Source organism: Asticcacaulis sp. YBE204 (genome assembly GCF_000495855.1).
Classification (GTDB): domain Bacteria; phylum Pseudomonadota; class Alphaproteobacteria; order Caulobacterales; family Caulobacteraceae; genus Asticcacaulis.
Genome location: NZ_AWGF01000004.1, coordinates 1 through 22694, shown reverse-complemented (window position 1 = coordinate 22694; position 22694 = coordinate 1). Strand labels below are relative to the sequence as shown.

19 protein-coding genes, 1 tRNA gene and 1 rRNA gene are annotated in these 22694 nt (G+C 62.2%); 4 read left to right on the top strand and 17 right to left on the bottom strand.

The features are described from left to right. Positions 1 to 98: 98 nt before the first annotated feature. The 4 genes from AEYBE204_RS27280 to AEYBE204_RS27265 all read right to left on the bottom strand — a co-directional run bounded on the left by AEYBE204_RS27280 (position 99) and on the right by AEYBE204_RS27265 (position 7923). On the bottom strand, positions 99 to 1292 hold the full coding sequence (locus AEYBE204_RS27280; RefSeq protein WP_031230145.1) for an acyl-CoA dehydrogenase: 1194 nt from the start codon (positions 1290 to 1292) through the stop codon (positions 99 to 101). Positions 1293 to 1335: 43 nt separating this feature from the next. Next, positions 1336 to 2847: a tryptophan halogenase family protein gene (locus AEYBE204_RS27275; protein ID WP_023461620.1), complete on the bottom strand. Its 1512-nt coding sequence runs from the start codon at positions 2845 to 2847 to the stop codon at positions 1336 to 1338. A gap of 186 nt (positions 2848 to 3033) precedes the next feature. Beyond that, positions 3034 to 4566 (bottom strand): tryptophan halogenase family protein, encoded by a 1533-nt coding sequence (locus AEYBE204_RS27270; RefSeq protein WP_023461619.1) that lies wholly within the window; start codon positions 4564 to 4566, stop codon positions 3034 to 3036. Between the two features lie 234 nt (positions 4567 to 4800). Then, positions 4801 to 7923: a TonB-dependent receptor gene (locus tag AEYBE204_RS27265; protein WP_023461618.1), complete on the bottom strand. Its 3123-nt coding sequence runs from the start codon at positions 7921 to 7923 to the stop codon at positions 4801 to 4803. Between the two features lie 457 nt (positions 7924 to 8380). On the opposite strand from AEYBE204_RS27265, the gene AEYBE204_RS27260 reads away from it, so the two are divergent. Together AEYBE204_RS27260 and hppD are read left to right on the top strand one after the other, a co-directional pair. Further along, positions 8381 to 9397 carry a LacI family DNA-binding transcriptional regulator gene (locus tag AEYBE204_RS27260; protein WP_023461617.1) on the top strand — a complete coding sequence of 339 codons (1017 nt, stop codon included), beginning with the start codon at positions 8381 to 8383 and terminating at the stop codon, positions 9395 to 9397. Between the two features lie 103 nt (positions 9398 to 9500). After that, positions 9501 to 10565 carry a 4-hydroxyphenylpyruvate dioxygenase gene (hppD, locus tag AEYBE204_RS27255; protein WP_031230144.1) on the top strand — a complete coding sequence of 355 codons (1065 nt, stop codon included), beginning with the start codon at positions 9501 to 9503 and terminating at the stop codon, positions 10563 to 10565. Between the two features lies 1 nt (position 10566). Here the strand turns inward: hppD and AEYBE204_RS39885 are convergent, their stop codons facing one another. The 6 genes from AEYBE204_RS39885 to glpK all read right to left on the bottom strand — a co-directional run bounded on the left by AEYBE204_RS39885 (position 10567) and on the right by glpK (position 16696). Then, positions 10567 to 10923, bottom strand: coding sequence for a DUF2750 domain-containing protein (locus AEYBE204_RS39885; RefSeq protein ID WP_081724602.1), 357 nt, complete (start codon positions 10921 to 10923; stop codon positions 10567 to 10569). After that, the gene (locus AEYBE204_RS39415; protein WP_023461615.1) at positions 10923 to 11486 is read right to left on the bottom strand and encodes a bifunctional 2-polyprenyl-6-hydroxyphenol methylase/3-demethylubiquinol 3-O-methyltransferase UbiG; all 564 of its coding nucleotides are present in this window, start codon (positions 11484 to 11486) and stop codon (positions 10923 to 10925) included. Before AEYBE204_RS39415 ends, AEYBE204_RS39885 begins: the two co-directional genes overlap by 1 nt. A gap of 158 nt (positions 11487 to 11644) precedes the next feature. Then, positions 11645 to 12748, bottom strand: coding sequence for a TrkA family potassium uptake protein (locus AEYBE204_RS27245; RefSeq protein WP_023461614.1), 1104 nt, complete (start codon positions 12746 to 12748; stop codon positions 11645 to 11647). Positions 12749 to 13003: 255 nt separating this feature from the next. Beyond that, a complete protein-coding gene (locus AEYBE204_RS27240) occupies positions 13004 to 13384 on the bottom strand; it encodes a hypothetical protein (RefSeq protein ID WP_023461613.1) in 381 nt (126 codons plus the stop codon). Between the two features lie 353 nt (positions 13385 to 13737). Then, the gene (locus tag AEYBE204_RS27230; RefSeq protein WP_023461611.1) at positions 13738 to 15219 is read right to left on the bottom strand and encodes a glycerol-3-phosphate dehydrogenase/oxidase; all 1482 of its coding nucleotides are present in this window, start codon (positions 15217 to 15219) and stop codon (positions 13738 to 13740) included. Further along, the gene (gene glpK / locus AEYBE204_RS27225; protein WP_023461610.1) at positions 15212 to 16696 is read right to left on the bottom strand and encodes a glycerol kinase GlpK; all 1485 of its coding nucleotides are present in this window, start codon (positions 16694 to 16696) and stop codon (positions 15212 to 15214) included. Before glpK ends, AEYBE204_RS27230 begins: the two co-directional genes overlap by 8 nt. 116 nt (positions 16697 to 16812) lie before the next feature. Between glpK and AEYBE204_RS27220 the strand changes: the two genes are divergently transcribed. Together AEYBE204_RS27220 and AEYBE204_RS27215 are read left to right on the top strand one after the other, a co-directional pair. Further along, a complete protein-coding gene (locus AEYBE204_RS27220; protein ID WP_023461609.1) occupies positions 16813 to 17364 on the top strand; it encodes an NADPH-dependent FMN reductase in 552 nt (183 codons plus the stop codon). Continuing rightward, positions 17361 to 17645 carry a SelT/SelW/SelH family protein gene (locus AEYBE204_RS27215; protein ID WP_023461608.1) on the top strand — a complete coding sequence of 95 codons (285 nt, stop codon included), beginning with the start codon at positions 17361 to 17363 and terminating at the stop codon, positions 17643 to 17645. Before AEYBE204_RS27220 ends, AEYBE204_RS27215 begins: the two co-directional genes overlap by 4 nt. Here AEYBE204_RS27215 and AEYBE204_RS27210 read toward each other — a convergent pair. The 7 genes from AEYBE204_RS27210 to rrf form a co-directional block, all read right to left on the bottom strand. Continuing rightward, on the bottom strand, positions 17633 to 18082 hold the full coding sequence (locus AEYBE204_RS27210) for a hypothetical protein (protein WP_023461607.1): 450 nt from the start codon (positions 18080 to 18082) through the stop codon (positions 17633 to 17635). The genes AEYBE204_RS27215 and AEYBE204_RS27210 overlap by 13 nt on opposite strands. After that, positions 18058 to 18705: a hypothetical protein gene (locus AEYBE204_RS27205; protein WP_023461606.1), complete on the bottom strand. Its 648-nt coding sequence runs from the start codon at positions 18703 to 18705 to the stop codon at positions 18058 to 18060. The genes AEYBE204_RS27210 and AEYBE204_RS27205 overlap by 25 nt, the downstream gene beginning before the upstream one ends. Next, positions 18705 to 19373, bottom strand: coding sequence for a hypothetical protein (locus tag AEYBE204_RS27200; protein ID WP_155908295.1), 669 nt, complete (start codon positions 19371 to 19373; stop codon positions 18705 to 18707). The genes AEYBE204_RS27205 and AEYBE204_RS27200 overlap by 1 nt, the downstream gene beginning before the upstream one ends. 115 nt (positions 19374 to 19488) lie before the next feature. Beyond that, positions 19489 to 20094, bottom strand: coding sequence for a redoxin domain-containing protein (locus tag AEYBE204_RS27195; protein WP_023461604.1), 606 nt, complete (start codon positions 20092 to 20094; stop codon positions 19489 to 19491). Continuing rightward, entirely contained in the window at positions 20091 to 22103 is a 2013-nt protein-coding gene (locus AEYBE204_RS27190) for a protein-disulfide reductase DsbD (RefSeq protein WP_023461603.1), read from the bottom strand. The genes AEYBE204_RS27195 and AEYBE204_RS27190 overlap by 4 nt, the downstream gene beginning before the upstream one ends. Before the next feature lie 177 nt (positions 22104 to 22280). Continuing rightward, positions 22281 to 22357, bottom strand: a tRNA-Met gene (locus AEYBE204_RS27185). A 222-nt stretch (positions 22358 to 22579) separates the two neighbouring features. Next, positions 22580 to 22694: ribosomal RNA gene (rrf, locus tag AEYBE204_RS27180) — 5S ribosomal RNA — on the bottom strand.

The following is a 22694-nucleotide window of genomic DNA, read 5'->3' as shown; positions in this document are numbered from 1 at the left end:
GACGCTATACCCCGCCAGCGGGGAGGTATAATAATATCTATATCCCCCCGCCGGCGGGGGGAACCCGGCGAAGCCGGAGGGGGGTGGGAACCGCTTTATCAATAAAACGCCTGCAAACCGGTCTGGGCGCGTCCCAAGATCAACGCATGGACGTCGTGCGTCCCCTCATAGGTATTGACCGTCTCAAGGTTCTGAGCGTGGCGCATGACGTGATATGCCTGATGGATGCCGTTGCCGCCGTGCATGTCGCGCGCCTGACGGGCGATGTCGAGCGCCTTGCCGCAATTGTTGCGCTTGATCAGGCTGATCATCTCAGGCTTCATCTGTCCCGCGTCGAACAGTTGCCCGACGCGCAAAGCGGCCTGAAGCCCCAGCGCGATCTCGGTCTGCATGTCGGCCAGCTTTTTCTGAAACAGTTGCGTCTGCGCCAGAGGTCGTCCGAACTGCTGCCGGTCGAGGCCGTATTGCCGCGCCCGGTGCCAGCAATCTTCGGCGGCCCCCATGACGCCCCAGGCAATGCCGTAACGCGCGCGATTGAGACAGCCGAACGGCCCTTTCAGACCCTCGACATGCGGCAGGATCGCGTCGTCGCCGACCTCGACATTATCCAGGACGATCTCACCCGTGATCGAGGCCCGCAACGACAGCTTGCCCTCGATTTTCGGCGCGCTGAGGCCGGTCAAACCCCTGTCCAGAACGAAGCCGCGAATGACGCCCTCGAGCTTGGCCCACACGACAAAGACCTCGGCGATCGGCGCATTGGAAATCCACGTCTTGCTGCCGTTGAGGACGTAGCCGCCGTCCACCTTGCGCGCCGTGGTCCGCATCGACCCCGGATCGGACCCGGCATCGGGCTCGGTCAGACCGAAGCAGCCGACCCATTCGCCGGACGCCAGTTTCGGCAGATATTTCGCCTTCTGCGCCTCTGAGCCATAGGCAAAGATCGGATGCATGACCAGCGACGACTGCACGCTCATCATCGAACGATAGCCCGAATCCACGCGCTCGATTTCCCGCGCGATCAGACCATAGGCGACGTAAGACGCCCCGGCCCCGCCATAGGTCTCCGGCAAGGTCGCGCCCAGCAGACCGCGCCCCCCCATCTCGGTGAAAATGGCGCGGTCGGTGTGTTCCTTGGCATAGGCCTCGATGACGCGCGGCAGGAGCACGCCTTGCGCATAGTCGTGCGCCGCGTTGCGGATCAGCCGCTCCTCGTCGCTCAGTTGTGAATCGAGCAAAAACGGATCGGCCCAGTCAAACATATTCGCACCCTGCGTTTTAGTCGCGGCCATGCTGCGCCAAAACGCCCGTTCTGGCAATTAGGCGATGGGGCAATCACGCGCTGACCTTCGGTCGCTCCGCCGGACAGTGGGTGCGCAGGAAGTCGCCATGCCCCGGCAATTGCGCCACGAACGGCGGCAGTTGCGTCCGCGCGGCGTCGAGCGTCGCGCGCAGTTCGGCCTCCGACAAACGGTCGACCAGCGGGCTGTGGCGGCGCGGACGCACGCCCATGCCCTCCATCACCGATTGCCACGACGGCGCGCGGAACAGTTCATCCACCCCTTCGCGCAAGGACCCGTTTTCGCGGAACAGGGCGATCTTTTCCCGCAGGGTCTGCGCCACCGGTGCCGCCTGAACATCGCGCCAGAACGGCGTGTCGTCGCGCTCGGTGGCGCAATAGTGCAGGACGACGAAATCCTTGATCTCGGCATAGTCGCCCGCCATGCGCAGATTGTAGTCGCGGATCAGGTTTTCATCGCAATCGGTGCCGGGGAAATAGCGCAGCAGGAAATCCATGCTGCGGTAGATCAGGTGGATCGCCGTCGATTCCAGCGGCTCGATAAAGCCTGAGGCCAGTCCGACCGAGACGCAGTTTTTCGACCACAACGCTTCGCGCATCCCGGTGCGGAACGGGATGACCATCGGTTTCATCAGGGGCTCGCCCTCGACCTGCGCCATCAGGGTTTTGATCGCGTCGTCGTCGCTGAGGTGCTTCGACGAGAAGACGTAGCCGTTCCCGGCCCGGTGTTGCAACGGGATGCGCCAGCGCCATCCGGCGTCCTGCGCTTCGGCATAGGTATAGGGGTGCGGATCGCTGACGTTTTCGGTCTGCACGGCGATGGCGCGGTCGCAGAGCAGCTCTTTCGACCAGTCGATATAGCCGACCTTGAGCGCCTTTTCGATCAGCAGGGCGCGGAACCCCGTACAGTCGAGGAACAGGTCGCCCTCCAGCCGCCGTCCGTCGCTCAGTTCCAGCGCGCTGATAAAGCCGTTGGCGTGGTGGTGAACCTGACCGATCATACCTTCGTGGCGGGTGACGCCGTTGGCTTCGGCGTGGCCGCGCAGATATTTGGCCACCAGGGACGCGTCGATGTGCAGGGCGAAGCTGGCCGCCGCGATGGGGGTGCGCGGCGCCTTGAACGGCAGCATGAACTTGTGGTGCTTCGCCATTTCGGTCGCCGGGGCGAAAGCCTGCAAGGGGGCGTCGTCGCCGAGCGCCTGAGCACGCAGCCAGTGTTGATAGAAGTCCTGACCCTCGATTATCCCGCCGATGGAGCCGAACGGATGGTAATATTCCTCGCCCTTGCGCCGCCAGTTTTTGAAGCGGATGCCGAGCTTGAACGACCCTTGCGTCTTTTGAATGAAATCCTGCTCGTCGATACCGAGACGGCGGATCAGTTCGAGGAACGGCGGCACCGTCGATTCTCCGACACCGATGGTACCGATCTGTTCGGATTCGACGAGGTGGATGCGCATCGATTTCGGCAGATAATGCGCCAGTATGGCCGCACACATCCACCCCGCGGTGCCGCCCCCGGCGATGACAATGGTTTTGATCTCAGACATGATTTTTCCTTATACCTCCCCAACTTGTTGGGGAGGGGGACCATGAGCGTAGCGAATGGTGGTGGGGGTTCTTGCTTTCAAGCGGACACAGATGGTGGATATTAAAGCAAGGCACCCCACCACCCCGCCCTCCGGGCGCGGTCCCCCTCCCCGCACTTTGTGCAGTGAGGTATGATACCGAGGCGCTCATGCCGCCTTTCCCTGTAGCAAACACCACGCGATGAAGTCGGCGTGACGCGGGGCGCGGGCAACGGTCCTGTCGATATAGTCGCGCATCTGGCTGAGCGCGCCGTCGATATCGGTGCGGCTCAGGGCCTGTGCAGCAGGGTCGACGCCCTCCGGCACGATCCCGAAGCCGTCATAGATGGCCAGCCAGCTTTGCGGATGGAACATTTCCCAGCGGTAGCGAACGAAGTGCCCGCGCGCCTTATAGAGTTCGATCTTGTGGCGCAGCGTGTCGGGCAGGGCGACGGCCTGACAGTCGCGCCAGAAGGCCGTGTCGGTGCGCCGCGTCGAACGATAATGCAGGACGAGGAAATCGCGCACGCGCTCGAATTCTCGCTGCGACATATCGTTATATTCCTCGGCCAGAATCGGATTGAATCCGTGATCCGGAAACAGTTGTTTCAGCTTTTCGATGCCGGTCTGGATCAGGGCGATGGAGGTCGATTCCAGCGGCTCCAGAAAGCCCGAACTGAGCCCGATAGCAACGCAGTTCTTCACCCACGCCCTATGCCGCCGCCCGGGCGTGAAGCGCAAGGGACGCGGTTCGAACAGCAGCGGATCGGGGATGCCAGCCTTGAGGTCGCGCAGCGCCGTTTCGTCGTCCGTGTGGCGGCTGGAATAGACGAATCCATTGCCCGTCCGGTGCTGAAGCGGAATGCGCCACGTCCATCCGGCGTCGCGCGCCGTCACCTTCGTATAGGGTGTATCGATGGTCCGGCTTTCGGACTGCACCGCCAGCGCCCGGTCGCAGAACAGCCTGTCAGCATAGGATTCGTAGCCGACGCCCAGCGCCTTTTCGATCAGCAGGGCGCTGAACCCGGAGCAGTCGATGAACAGCTCGCCCGGCACGCTTTCGCCGGTATCGAGGGCGAGGTGATCGATAAACCCGGTCTCCGGATGCAACACAACCTGCTCGACCTTCGCGTCGATGCGCTCGACGCCTGCGCCCTCGGCGTGGCGGCGGAGCAGGTCGGCGAACAACCCCGCATCGAGGTGCAGCGCCCAGTCGTAGAAGGCGCCATTGAAGGGCGCAGGGTCCGGCGCGAAGGCGAATTTCCCGGCACGGGCCAGTTGCACACAGAGGCTGTAACGCTCCAGATCGTGCGGCGTCCCCTCGGCGCGCAACCGGTTGAGGACGTGGTGAAAGCCGATATCGTCGCCGTCGAAGCCGTTGCGGAAATCCTGACCGTAGCCGGCAAAGGGATGGATGAAGTCGTGGCCTTTTTCGCGCCAGTCGACGAAGCCGATGCCGAGTTTCACCGTGGCGGCGGTGTCGCGGATCACCTCGGCGTCGCTGAGGCCCAGCGAGCGGTAAAAATGGCGGATCGTCGGGATGGTCGCTTCGCCGACGCCGATGGTGCCGATGGCCGAGGACTCGATCAGGCGGATGCGGACGGACGTACCGGACAGGTGACGCGCCAGAGCTGCCGCCGTCATCCATCCGGCGGTGCCGCCACCGACGATGACCACCGAACTGAGGGGGGCTGCGGACATGGGTTCCCTGTAAGGACGGCGCCATTCGTGGCGTCTGAATTATGGGATCAGAATGCGCGCAAAGACGGCGGCATTCCATATAAAAAAGCGGCTGCGGTACGCAGACGGGAGTGAAACTGCGCCCGCAGCCAGAGCAAAGTCAGATACAGTCACGTCCTGCCGTGAGGGCGGCAGGGTCTCGATATCCGGGGCCGCATGGCATAGGTTACGGCCCCGAATCTCAACCGAACCGGCTTACCACTTGGCGCGGACGCCGATGGTCAGGCGCGGTTCGAATTCGTTCTGGTGGGAGTACTGCGTCGCCCCCTCTTTGAACTGGTAGTAGTAGTCCTCGATCTCACCGGTGATGTTCGATCCGTTGACATAGATCGACAGCTTGTCGGTGACGTTATAGGTGGCGTTGACATCCACGAAGGCCGTTGTGTCGGCATATTGCGGGATATTGCTGCCGCTGAGGTTCGGCAGGCCGTTCAGGCGGGCGGAGCGGTAATTATAGGCCACGCGCGCCTGGAACTTCTCGTCCTGATACCAGACGGTGAGATTGTACTGGTGCTTCGAGTTGTTCATGAACGGCACCTTTTCCCCGTCGAGGCCGCGCCGCAGCTCGGTCGAGGGCGAATAGGTGTAGTTGGTATCGACGCCGAAATTCTCCCAGATGGGCGTCGAGATGAAATCGTTAAAGGCGAACTTGCCGCCGATTTCGATGCCCGACACCTTGCCGCCCTCGCCCTGGATCGGCTGGCTGACCGGTACGGTGCGCCGGGTGACGCCGTCCTGATCCGGGAAGCGCCCGGTGGTCTGACCGCCCGTGACGAAGCTTTCGATATCGAGGTGAAACAGCGCCACGTTCACCATCGAGGCGCGACCGACATAGTATTCGGCCGACAGATCGACATTGGTCGAGCGCCACGGCTTGAGGTACGGGTTGCCCGACCGCTCGGCCCCGGTGACGATACGCATGTTCAGCGTCTGGTCGTCGGCGGTATTGATCTTCAGCCCGCCGCCGTAGTTGCCCAGATCGAGCGGCTGCATGGTCTTGGCCGCCGCGAAGCGGAAGCGCAGCTTGTCGTTATAGTCATAGACGACGTTGAGCGACGGCAGAACGTCGGTGTAGCTGTTGCTGAAGAACTCGTCGCCGATATCCTCGTTGGTATCGCCGTAGGGATACTGCGTCGGGTCGGTGACGTTCTGACGCACATCGATATCGGTCTTGATGACGTGGACGCCGACATTGCCACGGATCTTGTCGCCGATCTCGAAATCGCCCGCCACATAGGCCGAGGTCTCGATCAGCGACACGTCGTAGGACTGACCCGGCACGTTGACGCGGTTGGCGCCGCCGAAGACCTTGGTCATGAAGGCCGCCGCGTCGTCGAAGTCGCGCGGATCGGCAGCCCAGAAGCCCGGCAGGCCGGAAGTGATACTACCGACATCGGTGACGAAGATGACGTTGTTGAATTCATCCAGACGCGTCGGCTTGTTGACCGTATAGGGCTGGAAGACCATCGCCGGATAGGGCTGATTGGTCGCTGGATCGATGCCCGTGCGCGGGTTCGGCACCATTTCGCCGCGCGCGCAGCGGGGGTTGTCCATCACCACGTCGATGGCCTTCCACTGCGCCGCACAGCCCGCGGTTTGCAGGACGCCGTTCTGGTCGCGCGTATTGGCGTAGAAGTCCGAGAACAGGTGGAACTGCTCGATGGAGACCGAGCGGTCGGACTTGCGCAGGCCCGCATCGACCTTGGTGAAGAGACCGAAGGCCTTGTCGTCGAAGCTGTAGTGAGCGTCGTAGCGCGCCACGGTCAGGGTCGAATCGGCCTCGTTATTGCCTTCGGACGAGAAGGCCCCCACGGCGTAGGAACCGATATTGGCCATGTAGTCCTTCAGGCTCTTGCCTGCGCCGAGCCCGCCGGAGATCGGCTTGTCGAAGCCCGTCCATACCGGGTGGTCGCCCGACACGTCGTAGTGCAGTTGCGGGTTCTGACCGTAGCCCTGCGGGTTCGGATCGATATAGCAGCCGCCCTGCGCCCCGGTGATGGCATTAGTCCGCCGCGCCGCCGGGAAGGTGTCGCAGATCGACTTCGGATAGAAGGTGCCGCGCGTGCGGTCGGCTTCGTTGCGGAACAGGGTGAAGCGCCCGTCGGCGTAGCGCCAGTTCGACAGGTCGCCCTGCACCTGACCGTTCATGCTCAGACGGTTGGCATTGGCCGCGATGAAGCGCGCCTCCGAGGTGAACTTGCCGCCGTTGTCGTATTTGAGTTCGAGGTTGTAGTTGTACGATTCCGACTTGGTCGTGCGGTTGACGGTGAAGGAATTTACCCAGTGCGCATTGACGTCGTATTCGTCAACGGTGGCCCACGGACGGCCATTGCCGCCGGTCAGGCCCGTATCGGTCGACTTGGTCGCCGTCAGCCAGGTGCCGAAGACCGAACCGTCCCAGCGGTTGGAAATGTTCATCCCGACCGCGCGATTATAGTCCTCAAGCTTGGCGTAGAAGCCCTCGGCGACGACGCTGAGGCCGCCCTCGAAGCGCATCTCGAACGAGGCATTGGCCCCGATCCGCTTGCGCTGGTTCTCGCGGTGGAAGCTTTCCCAGCCGTGCGGCGACAGGTAGTTGGTCGGGCGCGAACCGCCCCAGTCGTTATTGCCAGAAATGCCGCCGCCGACGCCGGAATAGTTGTTGCCGAGCGTGGTGTCCGACGCCGTGACCGCGAACAGCGCGCCGTAGCGATCGTCGCGCCACGAGGCCAGACCGTTGACCGAATAGTCGTCGCTTTGGGTGTGGTCGCCGCGCTGGAATTCGGCGGCGCCTGCTGCCGTCAGGCCTTGCTTGAACATGAAGGGCCGGCGCGTTTGCAGGTCGATCGTGCCGGAAATGCCGGACAGGGCGTTGCGCGGTTCGGTCGATTTGAAGACCACCACGCTGTTCATCATCTGCGACGGCACGTCGAGCAGGTTGGGCTGGGCCGAACCGAGATTGCCCGCCGACAGATACTGTTCGCCGTTGATCAGGGTGATGACCTGCGACAGGCCGCGGATATCCACCGTCGAGCCTTCGCCGGCGTCGCGGCGGATCTGGATACCGGACACGCGTTGCAGCGAGTCGGCAATGGTCGTGTCGGGCAGCTTGCCGATGTCTTCGGACGAGATCGCGTCGACGATGGCGACCTCTTTCTTCTTGATACCGATGGCCTTGAGCTGAGAGGCGCGCACGCCGGTCACCACGACCGTCGTCGTATCGTCAGCCGCAGCGTCCTGCGCGTGTACCGCCGTGCCGAGCGCCAGCAGCGACGCTCCGGCCGTCAGGCTCAAGGCGAACCGGCGCGCCGTGCCGCGCCGTTTTGAAATCTGTGTCATCAACGTCTTCCCTGGAGTGTGAGTTCTTGTTCTTTTTCACAACTGCACGCGTGTCCAACCCTGTTCGTCGAAACCCTTTTTATGTCCTGACCAGACATTTTATGCCTGAGCTTGTCTTGTTTTTGTCCGATTTATTGTATCTAATGGCGGACAGGACATTTTCGTGGAAGCCGGTCAATTTGACGTCGAATCGATTGTTTTCGACGAAATTGCCGGTGCTTTTGGCCTTCTTATGAGGCTTTCAGGCGCTCCCTGTGGTGTTTTTTCGCTATGAAGTACCCGTGGTTTCACAAAAAGGCCGGATTTTGTCAACCAAAAATGTCATCGATGTCATAAATTTTGACCCACCCGTCAATTTGAACTCAGTGGCTGTGTCCGGCGCGCATCAGATGACGTTACGGAACTTATTGAGGAACCGGCCCGTGTTTGATAGCGTGACCCCCGGAGCGCAGAATTTATGACAACGATTTACGATGTGTCGCGGCTGGCCGGGGTGTCGGCCAAGACGGTCTCACGGGTCCTGAACGAACCCGACAAGGTCAAGACCGTGACGCGCGAGCAGGTGCTCAGCGCGATGAAAGAACTCGACTACAGCCCCAACGCCTCGGCACGGCAGTTGCGGCTGGGCGGCTTCACCTCGCTCGGCCTGCTGCTCGAAGACCCCTCCTCCGGCTATCAGAGCCGCTTCCATCAGGCGCTGCTGACCGCCTGCATGGAGGCCGGAAAACACATCACGGTCGAGCTGTTCGAGGGCGTCAAGCCCGACTGGAAGGCCCGCGTCGATCGCTTCCTGACCGAGGGCCGCGTGCGCGACCTGATCCTGCTGCCGACCCTGTGCGACTTCACGCCGCTGAAAGCGCATTTGCGCGACCGCGACGCCCGCGCCGTGCTGATCGCGCCGTCGGTCTTCGATCCCTACTTCCCGTCGGTGGTGATGGACGACCGCGCCGCCGCCCGTCAGATCATCGAGCACCTGTTCTCGCTCGGCCATACGCGTATCGGCCACATCAGCGGCCACGCCGACCACTCGGCCTCGATCCTGCGCCGTCAGGGGATTTTAGAAGCCTATGATGCCGCCGGTCGTCCGCGCCCCGGGGCCGAATTGTTCGCCAGCGGCGATTTCCAGTTCCGCAAGGGCATCGCGGCCGCCGAATCCCTGTTGTCGCTGCCGGAACCCCCGACCGCCATCTTCGCCGCCAATGATGAAACTGCCGCCGCCGTCAGCATGGTGGCGCACAAGCGCGGCCTGAGCATCCCCGAACACCTGTCGGTGGTGGGGTTTGATGATGCGCCGATCGCTTCGGCGGTGTGGCCGCCGCTGACGACCATCGCCCAGCCCTATCTCGACATGTCGCGCCGGGTCGTGCAGATCGTCGACGCCTGGGACGCCAGTTTCAGCGGCGGCACGGCGTCGACCTACCTGACGAAGCATGAGCTGATCGTGCGGGAATCGACGGGACCGGCGTCGAGATAAATGTTACCGCCGATACTTACCTTTAGTTAACTGGACCCCGCGACGGGTTTGTGACATTTCCCAAATCAGGCGTTTCTGTGAAAAACGCATGAACGAGGGGACCATGCCGGTCAGTTGTCAAAATCCGTTGGGACTGGAAGGATTCGCCTTTGTCGAATTCACCGCACCCGACCCTGACTCTCAGGGGCGGCAACTGGAGCGACTGGGCTTTATCGAGACGCACCGCCATCCGGGCCAGAGCGTCAGCCTCTACCGTCAGGGCGACATCCATTTCATCCTCAATGCCGAACCGTTCAGCCACGCGTCGGATTTCGCCACACGGCACGGGCCGTCGGCCTGCGGCATGGGCTTTCGCGTCTCAGACGCCGCCCGTGCGCACCGGCTGGCGCTTCAGCACGGGGCGACACCGGTTGAGGGCGTCTATACGCCGTTCGGCGACGACCTGCTGGCGCTGGAAGGCGTGGGCGGCACGCTGATCTATCTGCTCGATGACTCGCAGTTTTCCGACGACGTTCTGTCGGGTTGGGTGCCATTGACCCAGCCGCCGGTGCGTCAGGTTCACGGTGCAGGTCTGACGCGCATCGACCACCTGACGCACGACCTGCCGGCGGGTCAAATGCAGGTATGGGCCGATTTCTATACCCGCGTCTTCGGCTTCGAGTCCCAGCGCTATTTCGAGGTCGACGACCGCCTGATGGGGGTCGACAGCCAGACCCTGATCGCGCCGGACGGCCATATCCGCATCCCGCTGAACGAAAGCCGCAACGCCTTCAATGCGACCGAGGCGTTTTTGAGCGCCTATGGCGGCGAAGGCATCCAGCACATCGCACTGGAGACCCGCGACATCTACGCCACCGTCGAAGGTCTCCGCGCGCGCGGCGTGGCGTTTCAGGCCGTGCCCGATCCCTACTACGAGATGCTCGACCGCCGCGTGCCGCACCATAACGAGGACGTGGCGCGGATGAAGACCGACGGCATCCTGATCGACGGCAATGCCCGTCGCGACGGAATTTTGTTGCAGGTCTTCACCGAAAACACCTTCGGCCCGGTCTTTTTCGAGATCGTCCAGCGCAAGGGCGGCCACGGCGGTTTCGGCGGCGGCAACGCTCAGGCCCTGATGGAGGCGGCGGGACTCGATCAGATGCGCAAAGGGTTGTTGCGGGTTTAGATTACTTCACTGCGTATTGAAGTCGTTCCTGAACCTCAGACGGCGTCAGATCATATCCAGTGGCGCATTTACCTGTCCAATTGAGTCCAACCTTTAAGCCATCTGCCTCCATTCCCGGCAGCCAGCGGTCTTGAAATTCAGGCAACGTCAATTGATGCGGTGAGAAACCCTGATAAGCTTCAACATTGGCGATAACTATCTTCGCACGATTTTCTGTTGACCAGAATGGCATTGCCGTTTCGCCAGATAGGTTTGTCGAGGTAGGAAAGCCGCCTTTATCGCGTATGGTCCAAACAGTGTTCGACTTAGCCACATCCAGAAAGAACTGATGCGCTTGTGCGGCGGATTGGCTTGGCATTATCCAACCTTTCGCACAAAACTATCATAGACATGTGTCACGTCGTCGAAACGCACACGCGGCGGCTGACCGGCAAAAGGCTGAGGCGTGAAGGCGGCTTCGGTCAAACCGGCGGCGACTGGATCGTCGATCTTGTCGGTGTTCCAGCCGAGTAGCAGCGGTGCGCCGGGTTTCATGATGTGGCTCAACACATCGAGCGCCTTGACCTGCTGCGGGACGGCATCGACGCCATAGCCCAGCACGCCGTTACAGATCACGCCGTCAAAAGCGATATCGGCGAACAGAGACGGATCGCAGATATCCCCCGTCCGGTGATGGCCCTTGCGTCCGAAACGTTCGGCGCGCGGGTCGATGTCGGTGGTCCACACCTTTGCACCTCTGGCTTCCAGCACGCGGTAATAGTCGCGCGTATAGCCCCGGCAGCCGACGAACAGGATCGAGCCGCCGACCTCGGCAAAGGCCGGCAGATAGGCCTCGCGCATCAGTTTACGGTCGGGAAGTTGGTGGATGGCCGCGCGCTTAGGCTGAAAAGTTTGGGTGATCCACTGCTGCAACGCGTTCATATCGGCTCCCTGAGTTGGGAGGAGCGTATAACAAAGGGCGAGTGTGTCAAACTCGTAATCCCCTCGCCCCTTTGGGGAGAGGTTGGTGCGAAGCACCGGGTGAGGGGGCCGGGTCAGAGAAACAAACGCCAATGCGCGTTGCTAAGAGCGCAGCCCCCTCACCCTCGCCGGGCCGCGCCCAACCCTCTCCCCGCAGGGGAGAGGGGGCTTAAAGGCCGCGTCTGCGCGATTTCCACAATCACATCCCCGGCTTTCAGCGCCTGCGCCTCCGGCTCCCAATAGCCGATCTGATGGTCGCCCCGGCATATCCGCACCCCCAGCCCGGTGGTGATCGCGCTCAGCGGCTTACCCACCTCTGCCGCCGTCACCACGCGGTCGCGCATGACGACCTTGCCGTCGGCCGAGGCCAGATCGCTGATGTAATCCACCACGTGGCGGCCTTCGGCGGCGCGGGCCAGCAGGTGACCGCCGAACGAGACCGGATTGATGATGTGATCGGCCCCGGCCTGGCGGATCAGGCTCTCGTTTTCGACCGCCCGCACCGTTGCGCTGATCGAGACGTCAGGGTTCATCGCCCGCGCCGACAACACCACAAGCGCCGTCGTGTCGTCACGCCCGGTCGAGACGATGACCGCCTGCGCCGTGTCGATATTGGCCGCGGCTTGCGTCGAATTATGCGTGGCATCGCAGTCGATGATCGTCACCCCGCGTTCCAGCGCCGCCGCCGCGCGATCTGAGTTGTAATCGACAACGACGATGCGCTCCGGCGCCATGTTCTGACGCAGCAGTTCGTTGACCGCCGCCTCGCCGCTGGCACCGTAGCCATAGACGATGATGTGTCCTTTGAGACCTTTGCGGATCATGTGCGTGCGTATCCTCTCCCAGGTGCTTTTGACGACGAAGCTATAGGCAGTCCCCAAGAAAATCAGCCAGATAAACAGGCGGATCGGCGTCACGACGAAGGTGTCGAACAGCCGCGCCCGGTCGGTCACCGGCACGATATCGCCATAGCCGACGGTCGAGACGGTGACGGCGGTGAAATAGACGACATCGACGAAGGACACCTCGCCGTCGGTATTGTCGCGCAAGCCCTCGCGGTCGCTGAGATGCCCGATCAGGGCAATACCGATGAGGATGAAAACCAGCACCGCGCGCAGGACCAGCGACTGCCAGATCGGCAGCTTGCCCTTGCGATTGAGGACGATCGCGGGCAGCACCTCATCGGGAATTTCGGTTACGGTACTGCGCGGTCTCAGCGCCATCGGTTTCCTCATGGGTTATGCCCGGAAACTATGGCGATTTTTATAAAAGCCCAAGGTGGAAATGGTGTGGTCCCGCCTGAGTCCCCCCCCTCCGTCACGTCGCTCCGCTCCGCGCCACCTCCCCATCTTCGCCAAGGCTCGATAGGGAGGAGGGAGACCGTCTCGCAAGCCTCCTCCCTACACAGTGGGGAGGTGGCATTTGCGAAGCAAATGACGGAGGGGTACGGCGCTGTGAGTACAAGGCACACCACTACCTCAGAGTTTTTGCCTGAATGTAAAAATCGGCCCGTGCACAGGGTGCTCCGTTTTGGCAAATTCCTTATTGCGCAAGAAACGCTGAAGCCGGGGATTGGGTATGACGCATGTCAGGGCATGAACATGCCAGTTCACCGCTTCATACCCTCTGTCCGTCGCATATTGCGCCAGTGCTTTCCACAACAGGACCAGAACGCCCTCACCGCCGCCGTCGATATGAGCAAGATTGACTGACAGTTCCTGTTCGGAGCGATTGAACTCGGCAAGGATTGTGGCGCTACCCATGCGAAACGTTACCGGCTTTCCAAACGCCAGAAACGCATCCTGCTCGTCTTTTGACAAGGCTTTCAGGACGCTGAGGGACAGGCCCTCAATGTTCATTGTAACACCATATCATGCGCAAAACGGCCATCCCTTTGTTCATGCCCTTTTGACAAGCGGTTTCATGCGGCTACATATCGCTTCGACTAGCACTGGCGCAGGTAATCATGAACTCTATCGATAGGCAAACGCTGGCCAGTTTTTTTGAAGATTGGCTGTTCGGACGTGATGTTAGGCACCAATGGGACGGTCTGATCGTCACTCATTATCGCGACGACGTAATGGAGAATGCCCGCATTGAGTTTGTACGAATAACGCTTCGGTACAACACAGTGCAGTCCCTTACGGACCTCGATCGAGAACGCGTTCTTTCGCTGGTTTACAAGCTTAGAAACACGGAAAAATAAACGCTCTCAAACCAAATACCTCGCCCCCAGTTCGCGGTAGGCGGTGACCTGCGTGGCTTGCCATTGCACATCGCGGCCCAGTTCGGCGGCCATCAGTTCGGCTACGCGCGGTGCAGCGTCCATGCTGGCTTTGGCATCGAGCAACAGGGCGCGTAAGCGGCGGCTGAGAACATCCTCCACCGTGCGGGCCTGCTCATGACGCACGGCGCGGATCACTTCGGCTTCGGTATAAGAAAACGCCGGATGCAGTCGCGTCTCACTCCCCTCCAGAACATCGCCAGTGTTCAGCGGCAAGGTTTCGGTCACGCTCGCTTGCGGCGCCAGACCCGCCACCGATACCGCGCGATCGACCGCGTCCTGCCCCATGCGGCGATAGGTCGTCCACTTGCCGCCGGTCAAGGTCAGAAGTCCGCTGTCCGAGACGATCAGGGCGTGTTCGCGCGACAGATCCTTGCCCGTGCCGTCGCCCTTGACCAGCGGACGCAACCCCGCAAAGACGCTCAATATGTCCGCTCGCGTAGGCGCAACCGCGAAATAATCCGCCGCCGTCCGCAGGATAAACTCGACCTCGGCATCCAGCGCGCGCGGCTCCAGAGCGGCTTCCGGCACCGGCGTATCGGTCGTCCCGATCAGGGTCTTGCCATGCCACGGCACAGCGAACAGCACCCGCCCGTCGGAGGTTTTCGGCACCATTAACGCAAACCCGTTGGGCAGAAACCGTTCGTCCACGACGATATGGACGCCCTGACTGGGCGACAGCATCGGTGCCGCCCCCGCCTCGTCCATCCGCCGCACGCCGTCGGCAAAAACGCCGGTCGCATTGATCACCACCTTGCCCCGCGCGGTGTAAGCGGCCCCGGTCTCGGCGTCGCTGAACGTGACGCCCCTGACCTTGCCGCCGGTCTTGACGAGGCCCGTCACCGGCGCGGCATTGAGCGCCACGCCGCCGTGCGTCTCGAAGGTCCGCAGCAGCGACACCGCCAATCGCGCGTCATCGAACTGCCCGTCGAAATAGAGGACGCCGCCGACCAGCCCGGCGCGCTTCAGCGTCGGCATGTCGGCCAGCACGGCTCTGCGGCTCAGGAAGCGGCTGGGACGCAGGTTTAGCCGCCCGGCCAGCGCGTCATAGAGCTTCAATCCCGCGCCATAGAACGGCAGCCGCCAGCCCTGATAAGCGGCGATGACGAAGCCCAGATCGTGGACCAGATGCGGGGCATTGCGTTTCAGAATCCCCCGCTCGTGCAGGGACTCGCGCACCAGCGGGATATTGCCCTGCGCCAGATAACGCACCCCGCCGTGGATCAGCTTGGTCGAGCGGCTCGATGTGCCCTTGGCGTAGTCGTGCGCCTCCAGCAGCAGGGTTTTGTAGCCGCGCGTCCGGGCTTCGACCGCCGTGCCGAGGCCCGACGCGCCACCGCCGATGACGATCACGTCCCAATGAACGTCGGCGGTCGCGGCGGCGACGGTGGCAAGGCGTGGGTCAGGCATCCACCCACCCTTTGCTGCGCTCGACGGCCTTGCGCCACGTCGCCAGACGCCCTGCCCGTTCGTCGTCGCTCATGGCCGGTTCGAACACCCGATCGACCTGCCACAGGGCGCGCAATTCCTCCGTATCGGCCCAATAGCCGACCGCCAGTCCGGCCAGATACGCCGCGCCCAAGGCCGTGGTCTCTGTCACGGTCGGGCGCACGACCGGCACGCCCAGAATGTCGGCCTGAAACTGCATCATTAGATTATTGGCCGAGGCCCCTCCGTCCACGCGCAGTTCCTTCAAATCGCCGCCATCGCGCTGCATGGCCTCCAAGACATCGGCGCTCTGAAACGCTATAGCTTCCAAGGCCGCGCGGGCGATGTGCGCCTTGGTTGTGCCGCGCGTCAAGCCGATCAGCGTCCCCCGCGCATAGGCGTCCCAGTGCGGCGCCCCCAGCCCCACAAAGGCCGGGACCAGACAGACGCCATCGGTATCCGGCACCGTCGCCGCCAGGGCTTCGATCTCACTACTCGACCGGATAATGCCCAATCCGTCGCGCAACCATTGCACCAAGGCCCCCGCGACGAAGACGGAACCCTCTAACGCATAGGTCGCGGTATCGCGCTGCCATGCCAAGGTGGTCAGCAGCTTATTAGCGCTCGGCATGAGGTCGCCGCCCGTATTCATCAGCATGAAACAGCCGGTGCCATAGGTGTTCTTGGCCATACCGCGCTCATGACAGACCTGCCCGAAGGTCGCCGCCTGCTGATCACCCGCCATCCCGGCGATGGGGATGCGCGCCCCGAACAGACCCTCGGCGGTGGTGCCATAGACCTCGCTGTTCGAGCGCACCTCCGGCAGCAGGCTGCGCGGAATTTCGAGCAGGCCGAGCAGTTCGTCGTCCCAGTCGCCGGTGTGCAGATTGTAAAACAGGGTCCGGCTGGCGTTCGACGCGTCGGTGATGTGCAGGTCGCCGCCGGTCAGGTTCCACACTAGCCAGCTATCGATGGTCCCGAACGCCAGCTCTCCACGTTCCGCCTTGGCCCGCGCACCATCCACGTTGTCGAGCAGCCACTTGATCTTGGTGCCGCTGAAATAGGCGTCGAGCAACAGGCCGGTCTTTTGCTGAAACACCGCTTCGTGCCCCGCCGCGCGCAAAGCGTCGCAGATCCCCGCTGTGCGCCGGTCCTGCCAGACGATGGCGTTGTGGATCGGCTGACCCGTCGCGCGGTCCCAGATGACGGTCGTTTCGCGCTGATTGGTGATGCCGATGGCGGCGATGTCAGACGCCCGCAGCCCTGCCCCTGTAATGGCTTCCTGCGCCACGCCGACCTGCGTGCTCCAGATATCGCGCGCCTCGTGCTCGACCCAGCCGGGTTGCGGAAATATCTGCCTGAACTCTTTTTGCGCGATCTTCTTGATCCGGCCTTTCGCGTCGAAGACGATGGCGCGGCTGGACGTGGTGCCCTGATCGAGCGCGAGGATATAGGACATTGAGCCTCCCTTTTTGGTTAGCCTACTCCCGGAATTCTAAACCGGCCATACGGAAAAACATTGCCCGTTGATGCCACCCGTTGCAGGGTGCGTCCGGTATAATCTGGAGACTCCCCATGCCCAAGATAGCGGTCCTGATCGGCAGTTTGCGCCGCGACTCGATCAACAAGAAGTACGCCTACGCGCTGGAAAAGCTGGCGGCGGGCAAGCTCGATTTCCATTATCTCGACGTCGATCTGCCGCTGTATAACGAAGACCTGTGGGAAAACCCGCCTGAAAAGGTCGTGCAACTCAAGGCCGATATCGAAGCCGCCGACGGCGTGCTGATCGTGACGCCGGAATATAACCGCTCGGTGCCGCCGTGCACGAAGAACGCGGTCGACTGGGCGTCGCGTCCCTTCGGGCACAATTCGTGGAAGGGCAAGCCCGTGGCGATCACCGGCGCGTCGCCCGGCCGTCAGGGTACCGCGGTGTCGCAGTCGCAACTGCGTAGCACGCTGGTCATCTCGGAGACCATCGTCATGGGTGGCCCGGAAGTCTATATGACCTTCACGCCGGACCTGCTGACCGAGGACGGGACGTTTGCCAGCGAAGGCACGCAGAAGTTCCTCGGCGGCTTTATCGAGAACTTCGCCCGCTGGGTCGATCTCAACAGCGGCAAGCTATGACACCGCGCGTCACCATTCTGTATTGCACGCAATGCCAGTGGCTGTTGCGCGCGGCGTGGATGGCGCAGGAACTGCTCTCTACCTTCGGCACCGACCTCGGCGAAGTCGCCCTGGTCCCGGCGACCGGAGGTCGGTTCGAAATCCATGTCGATGAGACCCTGATCTGGGAGCGCGTGCGCGACGGCGGCTTTCCCGGCCCGAAAGACCTCAAACAGCGCGTCCGCGACGTTATCGCCCCGGACCGCGACCTCGGCCATGTCGATCGCGATCATCGGCCATAGGCCGCCAGCAGGGCCTGCCGTGTCGTCAGATATTCCTCCGCGGTCAAAACCTGATGCCCGAACAGCAGGGCTTCGCCGCACTGGCGCGACTGCCAGCCATAAAGCGTCTCCGGGTCGTGTACCTCGGCCACGCCTTTGGTGACGGTGATGACAACGTGCCGGGTCTCGCCCTTCACGCGACCGGAAAAACAGGCGACTTGCCGGTCGGCCCGGTCGAGATAAACCGGCGGCAGGTTGCGGTCTCCGAACGGCCCGCTGTCGGCATCGAAGCGCACATAGGCGTAATAGCCCTCACGCAGCGGCGCATCGTCGCCGCGCTCGAACGCCGCCGCTTTTTCCTGCGACGAGCGCAGGTCGCAACCGCTTAGTCCGAAAAGCGCGCACACCGCCAAAAGCCCTGTCCGACGCATGATCATGAACTTCGGGGTGTCGGGCATTGCGCCATTTGCTGCCGGACGGGAAGATTGCGGAACCCCGGCGCTTGCTGGCATATCATATAGGCGTTGCCGTCGATCGACGCCCGCACCCAGCGATAGCTTTCGGTGGACGGCACCAGTTTCCCGATGCGCCGCATATAGGTCAGGCGGCTGGAGGTGTCGCGGCTGGCAGCGACCGCTTCGGCGCACCCGCTGCGGATCCAGTTGGCCAGCGGCACGTTCTGCATCTGATAGAAATGATCGTCGTTATAATAGACGATATCGTGGCTGCGGAACCGATCGGTCTTCAGACTGTAGCACAGGGCCTTGTGCGGCTTGCGATCGTCGTCGCGCGGATTGACCGCCTCGTAGCCCTGAGGCGCGATCGCGGCGTAGCGCGCCTCGGCGCCATTGCCGGCGGCGTCGGTTTTAGCGGCCTCCAGTTGCGCCAGCGTCACGAAAATATGGGCCTCGCGCAGGGTCTGCACGGCGCGGGCATCGTCCTTGCTGAGCCGCCCCTCGGCCAGCGCGATCTCGGCATCGGTCTTGACGCGCGGGGATATCTTCACCTCCGGAAACACCAGTACCGCCCCGAACAATGCCACGCCGACACCCCCGGCGATAATCAGGGTCAGGCGGTCCATTACGGTCGCTCGGCGGCATTCGTTGCGGCAACCATGCGCGCCAGAATGCGCCGCTGTTCTTCGAATTCAGGTTTCATAGGGATCAGCGAGCGTGTGGTTGCCAGCATCTGCACATAGCTGACCTGATGACGTTGCGCCGCCACCGCCGCAGCGCAGCCGCTGGTCACCCAGCTCGTCAGGCTGAGCGGTAACTGCACGAACCGGTCCTCGGTATAGAGGGCCGCCTGATGGAGGGTATAGCCGTTTTCCCGCACGCTGAAACAGGCCATTTTCATGCCGCTGACGTCTTGCCCGTCCGATTCCGGCAGCTTCACCGTCAGGCGCTCCACCGTGGCATGATGCGCATAACCGTCTGGCTTCGGCGCGTCGTTCTGCCCCGCGACGAGGTCGGCCTCGGATATCTTCTCGCCTTTTATTTTTGCAACGACCAGGGCCTGATTGATCTCGTTATGGGTCTGACCGGCCAACTGTTCCGCGCGCGCTTTCTTACCCGCCGCCGATTCCGGGTCGGCCTCGTTCCCGGTTACCTTGACGCGCTCGAATTTCGCATCGATGCGCGGGGTGAGTTCGCTGAATTCGGCCACCGCCGGCTGCGGCCGCAACAGGCTGTCGAACGGCACGAACAGCACCGCCAGAAAGATGGCAGCAAAAACACCCCCGACTATCATAAGAAACCGGCTATCCATAACGCCCCCTGTTTTGGTGGCGTTACGGTAGCCGGAAACCTCTCAATTTAAACTTAAACCGAAGGGTTAATTCTAGGAAAAATTGCATTTCCTGCGGTTAGTCCGCGAACTTGATCGAGCAGCCATAGGGCGGGGTAGCGGCCGGGGTTGGCGCCTTGCCCGCCAGCACGGCGTCGATGGCATTGGCCGCCAAAGGCGTGGCTTTGGGCAGGCTGTCGGCCTTGTTCGACGGGATCGAGTCGATGGCGCCGTTATATTTCACCACACCGGTCTTATCGATGACGTAGATCTGCGGCGTCGTCTTGGCCTCATAGAGGCGCGCCACCTTGCCGTCATAGTCGGTCAGGACGAAACTCGCCGCATTCTTCACGCGGACGTTTTCCTTCTTCATGTCTTCGGGCGCGTGATAGCCCTGCTTGCCGGGGGCCGAGGACTGCACCGTCAGCCACACCACGCCCCTGGCCTTGTACTTCGCCTGAAGTGCGGGGATATTGCCGCTCTCGTAGTGCATCTTGTCGAACGGGCACTGGTAGTTGGCCCAGTCGAGGACGACCGTCTTGCCCTTGAAACTCGACAACTTGACGTCCTTGCCGTTGACGTCCTTGACCGTGAAATCGGGTGCGGCGGTGCCGGGCTTGGCCGCCAGAACCGGGGTGGTCAGCAGAGCCGCAGCGCCGAGCGCCAGTACGAATGCTTTCATCATGATACGCCTCCTGTTTTTTCGATAATCAGTTGCGGGGTAAGGACCTGCGGCAGGACGACCGGATCGCCCGACGCAGGGTAGTAAACGTAAAGCGGCACGCCCGACCGCCCGAACCCGGACAGCCACCGTGTGATCGCCGGATCGGCATTGGTCCAGTCCGCCGCAATGACCGTGATACCACGCGCTGTGAACGCGTTTTTGACCTCAGGTGTATCCAGCGCCACCTTTTCATTGACCTTGCACGAGATGCACCACGCCGCCGTCGCATAGACGAAGACCGGCTTGCCAGAAGTGCGCGCCTGTTCGATCCGTGCCGGGTCGAAAGCCGTACTCGTCACGGGAGTTTTCGGCGACAGGTTCAGCAGGGACACGCCGATGATCAGCGCCGCCGCGACGCCGATTGCCACCCGCCACAGCCGCACCGTCGCCCGTTGCAGCAGCCAGACCGCGAAAGCGATGACGACCAAACCGGCGAGGATAACCGCCACGCCATCGGCGCCCGATTGCTGCGCCACCACCCAGATGAGCCAGACGAGGGTGAGATAAACCGGAAAGGCCAGAGCCTGACGGAAGGTCTCCATCCACGCGCCGGGCTTCGGCATCCAGCGCAGCAGCGACGGGAACCACGACAACAGCAGGAACGGGAACGCCATGCCGAGCCCCAGACACAGGAAAATCAACAGCGCACCAAGGGCGGGCAGCGTCAGGGCCGCCCCCAAAGCCCCGGCCATGAACGGCGCGGTGCATGGCGTCGCCACCAGTGTCGCCAACGCGCCGGTCGCGAAGCTGCCCAGCCAGTCGTGCCGCCCGGCGACGGACTGCCCGCCGCCGAAGCTGAGCGTAATATCGAAGACGCCCGACAGGTTCAGCGCGACCAGAAACATCAAATAGATCAACGCACCGACGAACAGCGGCGACTGCATCTGATACCCCCAGCCGACCGCCGCGCCTCCGGCCTTGATCAACAACAACACCGCCCCGACGATCAAGAAGCTGACCACCACACCCGCCGTATAGGCCAGGGCATCGGTACGGATACGGGCGCGATCGGTCCCGGCGCGGCTGATCGCCAGTGCTTTCAGCGACAGGACCGGGAACACGCACGGCATGGCGTTCAGAATAATCCCACCCGCAAAGGCCGCCAGCACGCCAAGCGCCAGGGTGAGCACCGGCACGGACGATGCCGTCGGCGGCATGACGCCGCTCAAGGCCGCCGGAGCTTGCCCGACGGCGTAATAGGTGACGCTGCCGTCGTGGACTTCGAGCAGGCCGTTCATGACCGCAGGCACATCGACGATTCCGCGCTTCATCGTGACGGTCAGGCTGCCATCGGCCACGATCGCACTTTGCGGCGCCGCGGGTTCGATGACGCCCGTCGTGTCGGGAAAGAAATAGGCCTCCCGCACCGTGCCGGAATAAGGAACATCGAGACGGATCTGCGTCTCGTCATGGGTGATCTTTCCCGCCGGCAGGACGGTCAAGGTCGCGCTGCGGATCAGCCGCTCGATGTCGCCCGCCCGTGCCGACGGCTGGTTCGCCCCAACGCCGAGCGTCAGGTCCAGCACCGTCTCTTCCGGCACGCACTCTTCGGCACAGACCAGCCAACTGGCGGCGAGTTTGAGGGGCACCTGCGCCCCCTTGAACCCCGGCGGCGGCGTGATCCTGACCAGATGATAGGCTGCCCCGCTATAGCCATAGTTCAGCAAGGGCCCGAACGGCTGGCGCTCCGGCGGCTGCCAGACAACGTCGGACGCGGTAAAGCCCTGCGGCAAGGTCCAGTCCAGAGTCGGTGCCAGACCGGAATCGCCCGGATTGATCCAGTAGGTATGCCAACCCGTGTCGATATCGAGCTGGAACAGCACCCAGAAGGCGCTCTGCCCATCGACACGATCGAATTGAGATCCCAACGACGCACGGGTATGGCCAAGCTCAGCCTTCGCCGCCGCCTGGGCTTTTAGCGGACATACGACGGCCCAAACCGTCAGCAGGAAGATCACCAAACGCCGCATGCTTGTCTCCGATGCGGCATATACGCATGGCGCATAGCGTTCCGTTCAGGGAATCTGATCGGAGCCTCAATTCAATCGATTGCGTAGGATCAATTCTTCGGGAGAAAGGTTTTCTGAACGCCATATACAAAAACACCCGCCAGCTACGAGACTGACGGGTTGTTTTAAATAAGATAATGGGTGCGGGAGCCAGATTTGAACTGACGACCTTCAGGTTATGAGCCTGACGAGCTACCGGGCTGCTCCATCCCGCGACACCTAATCCCGTAAAAGTATTCTCGGGCTTGCGCCCTGGGGTCCTTTGACGGGTATCTATACGGACAGGCTATACGCAAAAAGCGTTGTTTTTGCTCAGGCCTGATATTGATCTGATTTCGCAGAAAGCTGATCAGATATTAAAAAAGACCGGCAGCTTTTTGTGCCGCGCGGTCTTTGATGGGGTGTGTATTGAAGGGTTATGAGCTTGTGTTTGATAGACCTGGCGACGACCTACTCTCCCGCGCCTTAAGACGAAGTACCATTGGCCCTGGCAGGCTTAACGACCGAGTTCGGAATGGGATCGGGTGGGGACCAACCGGCATAGCCACCAGC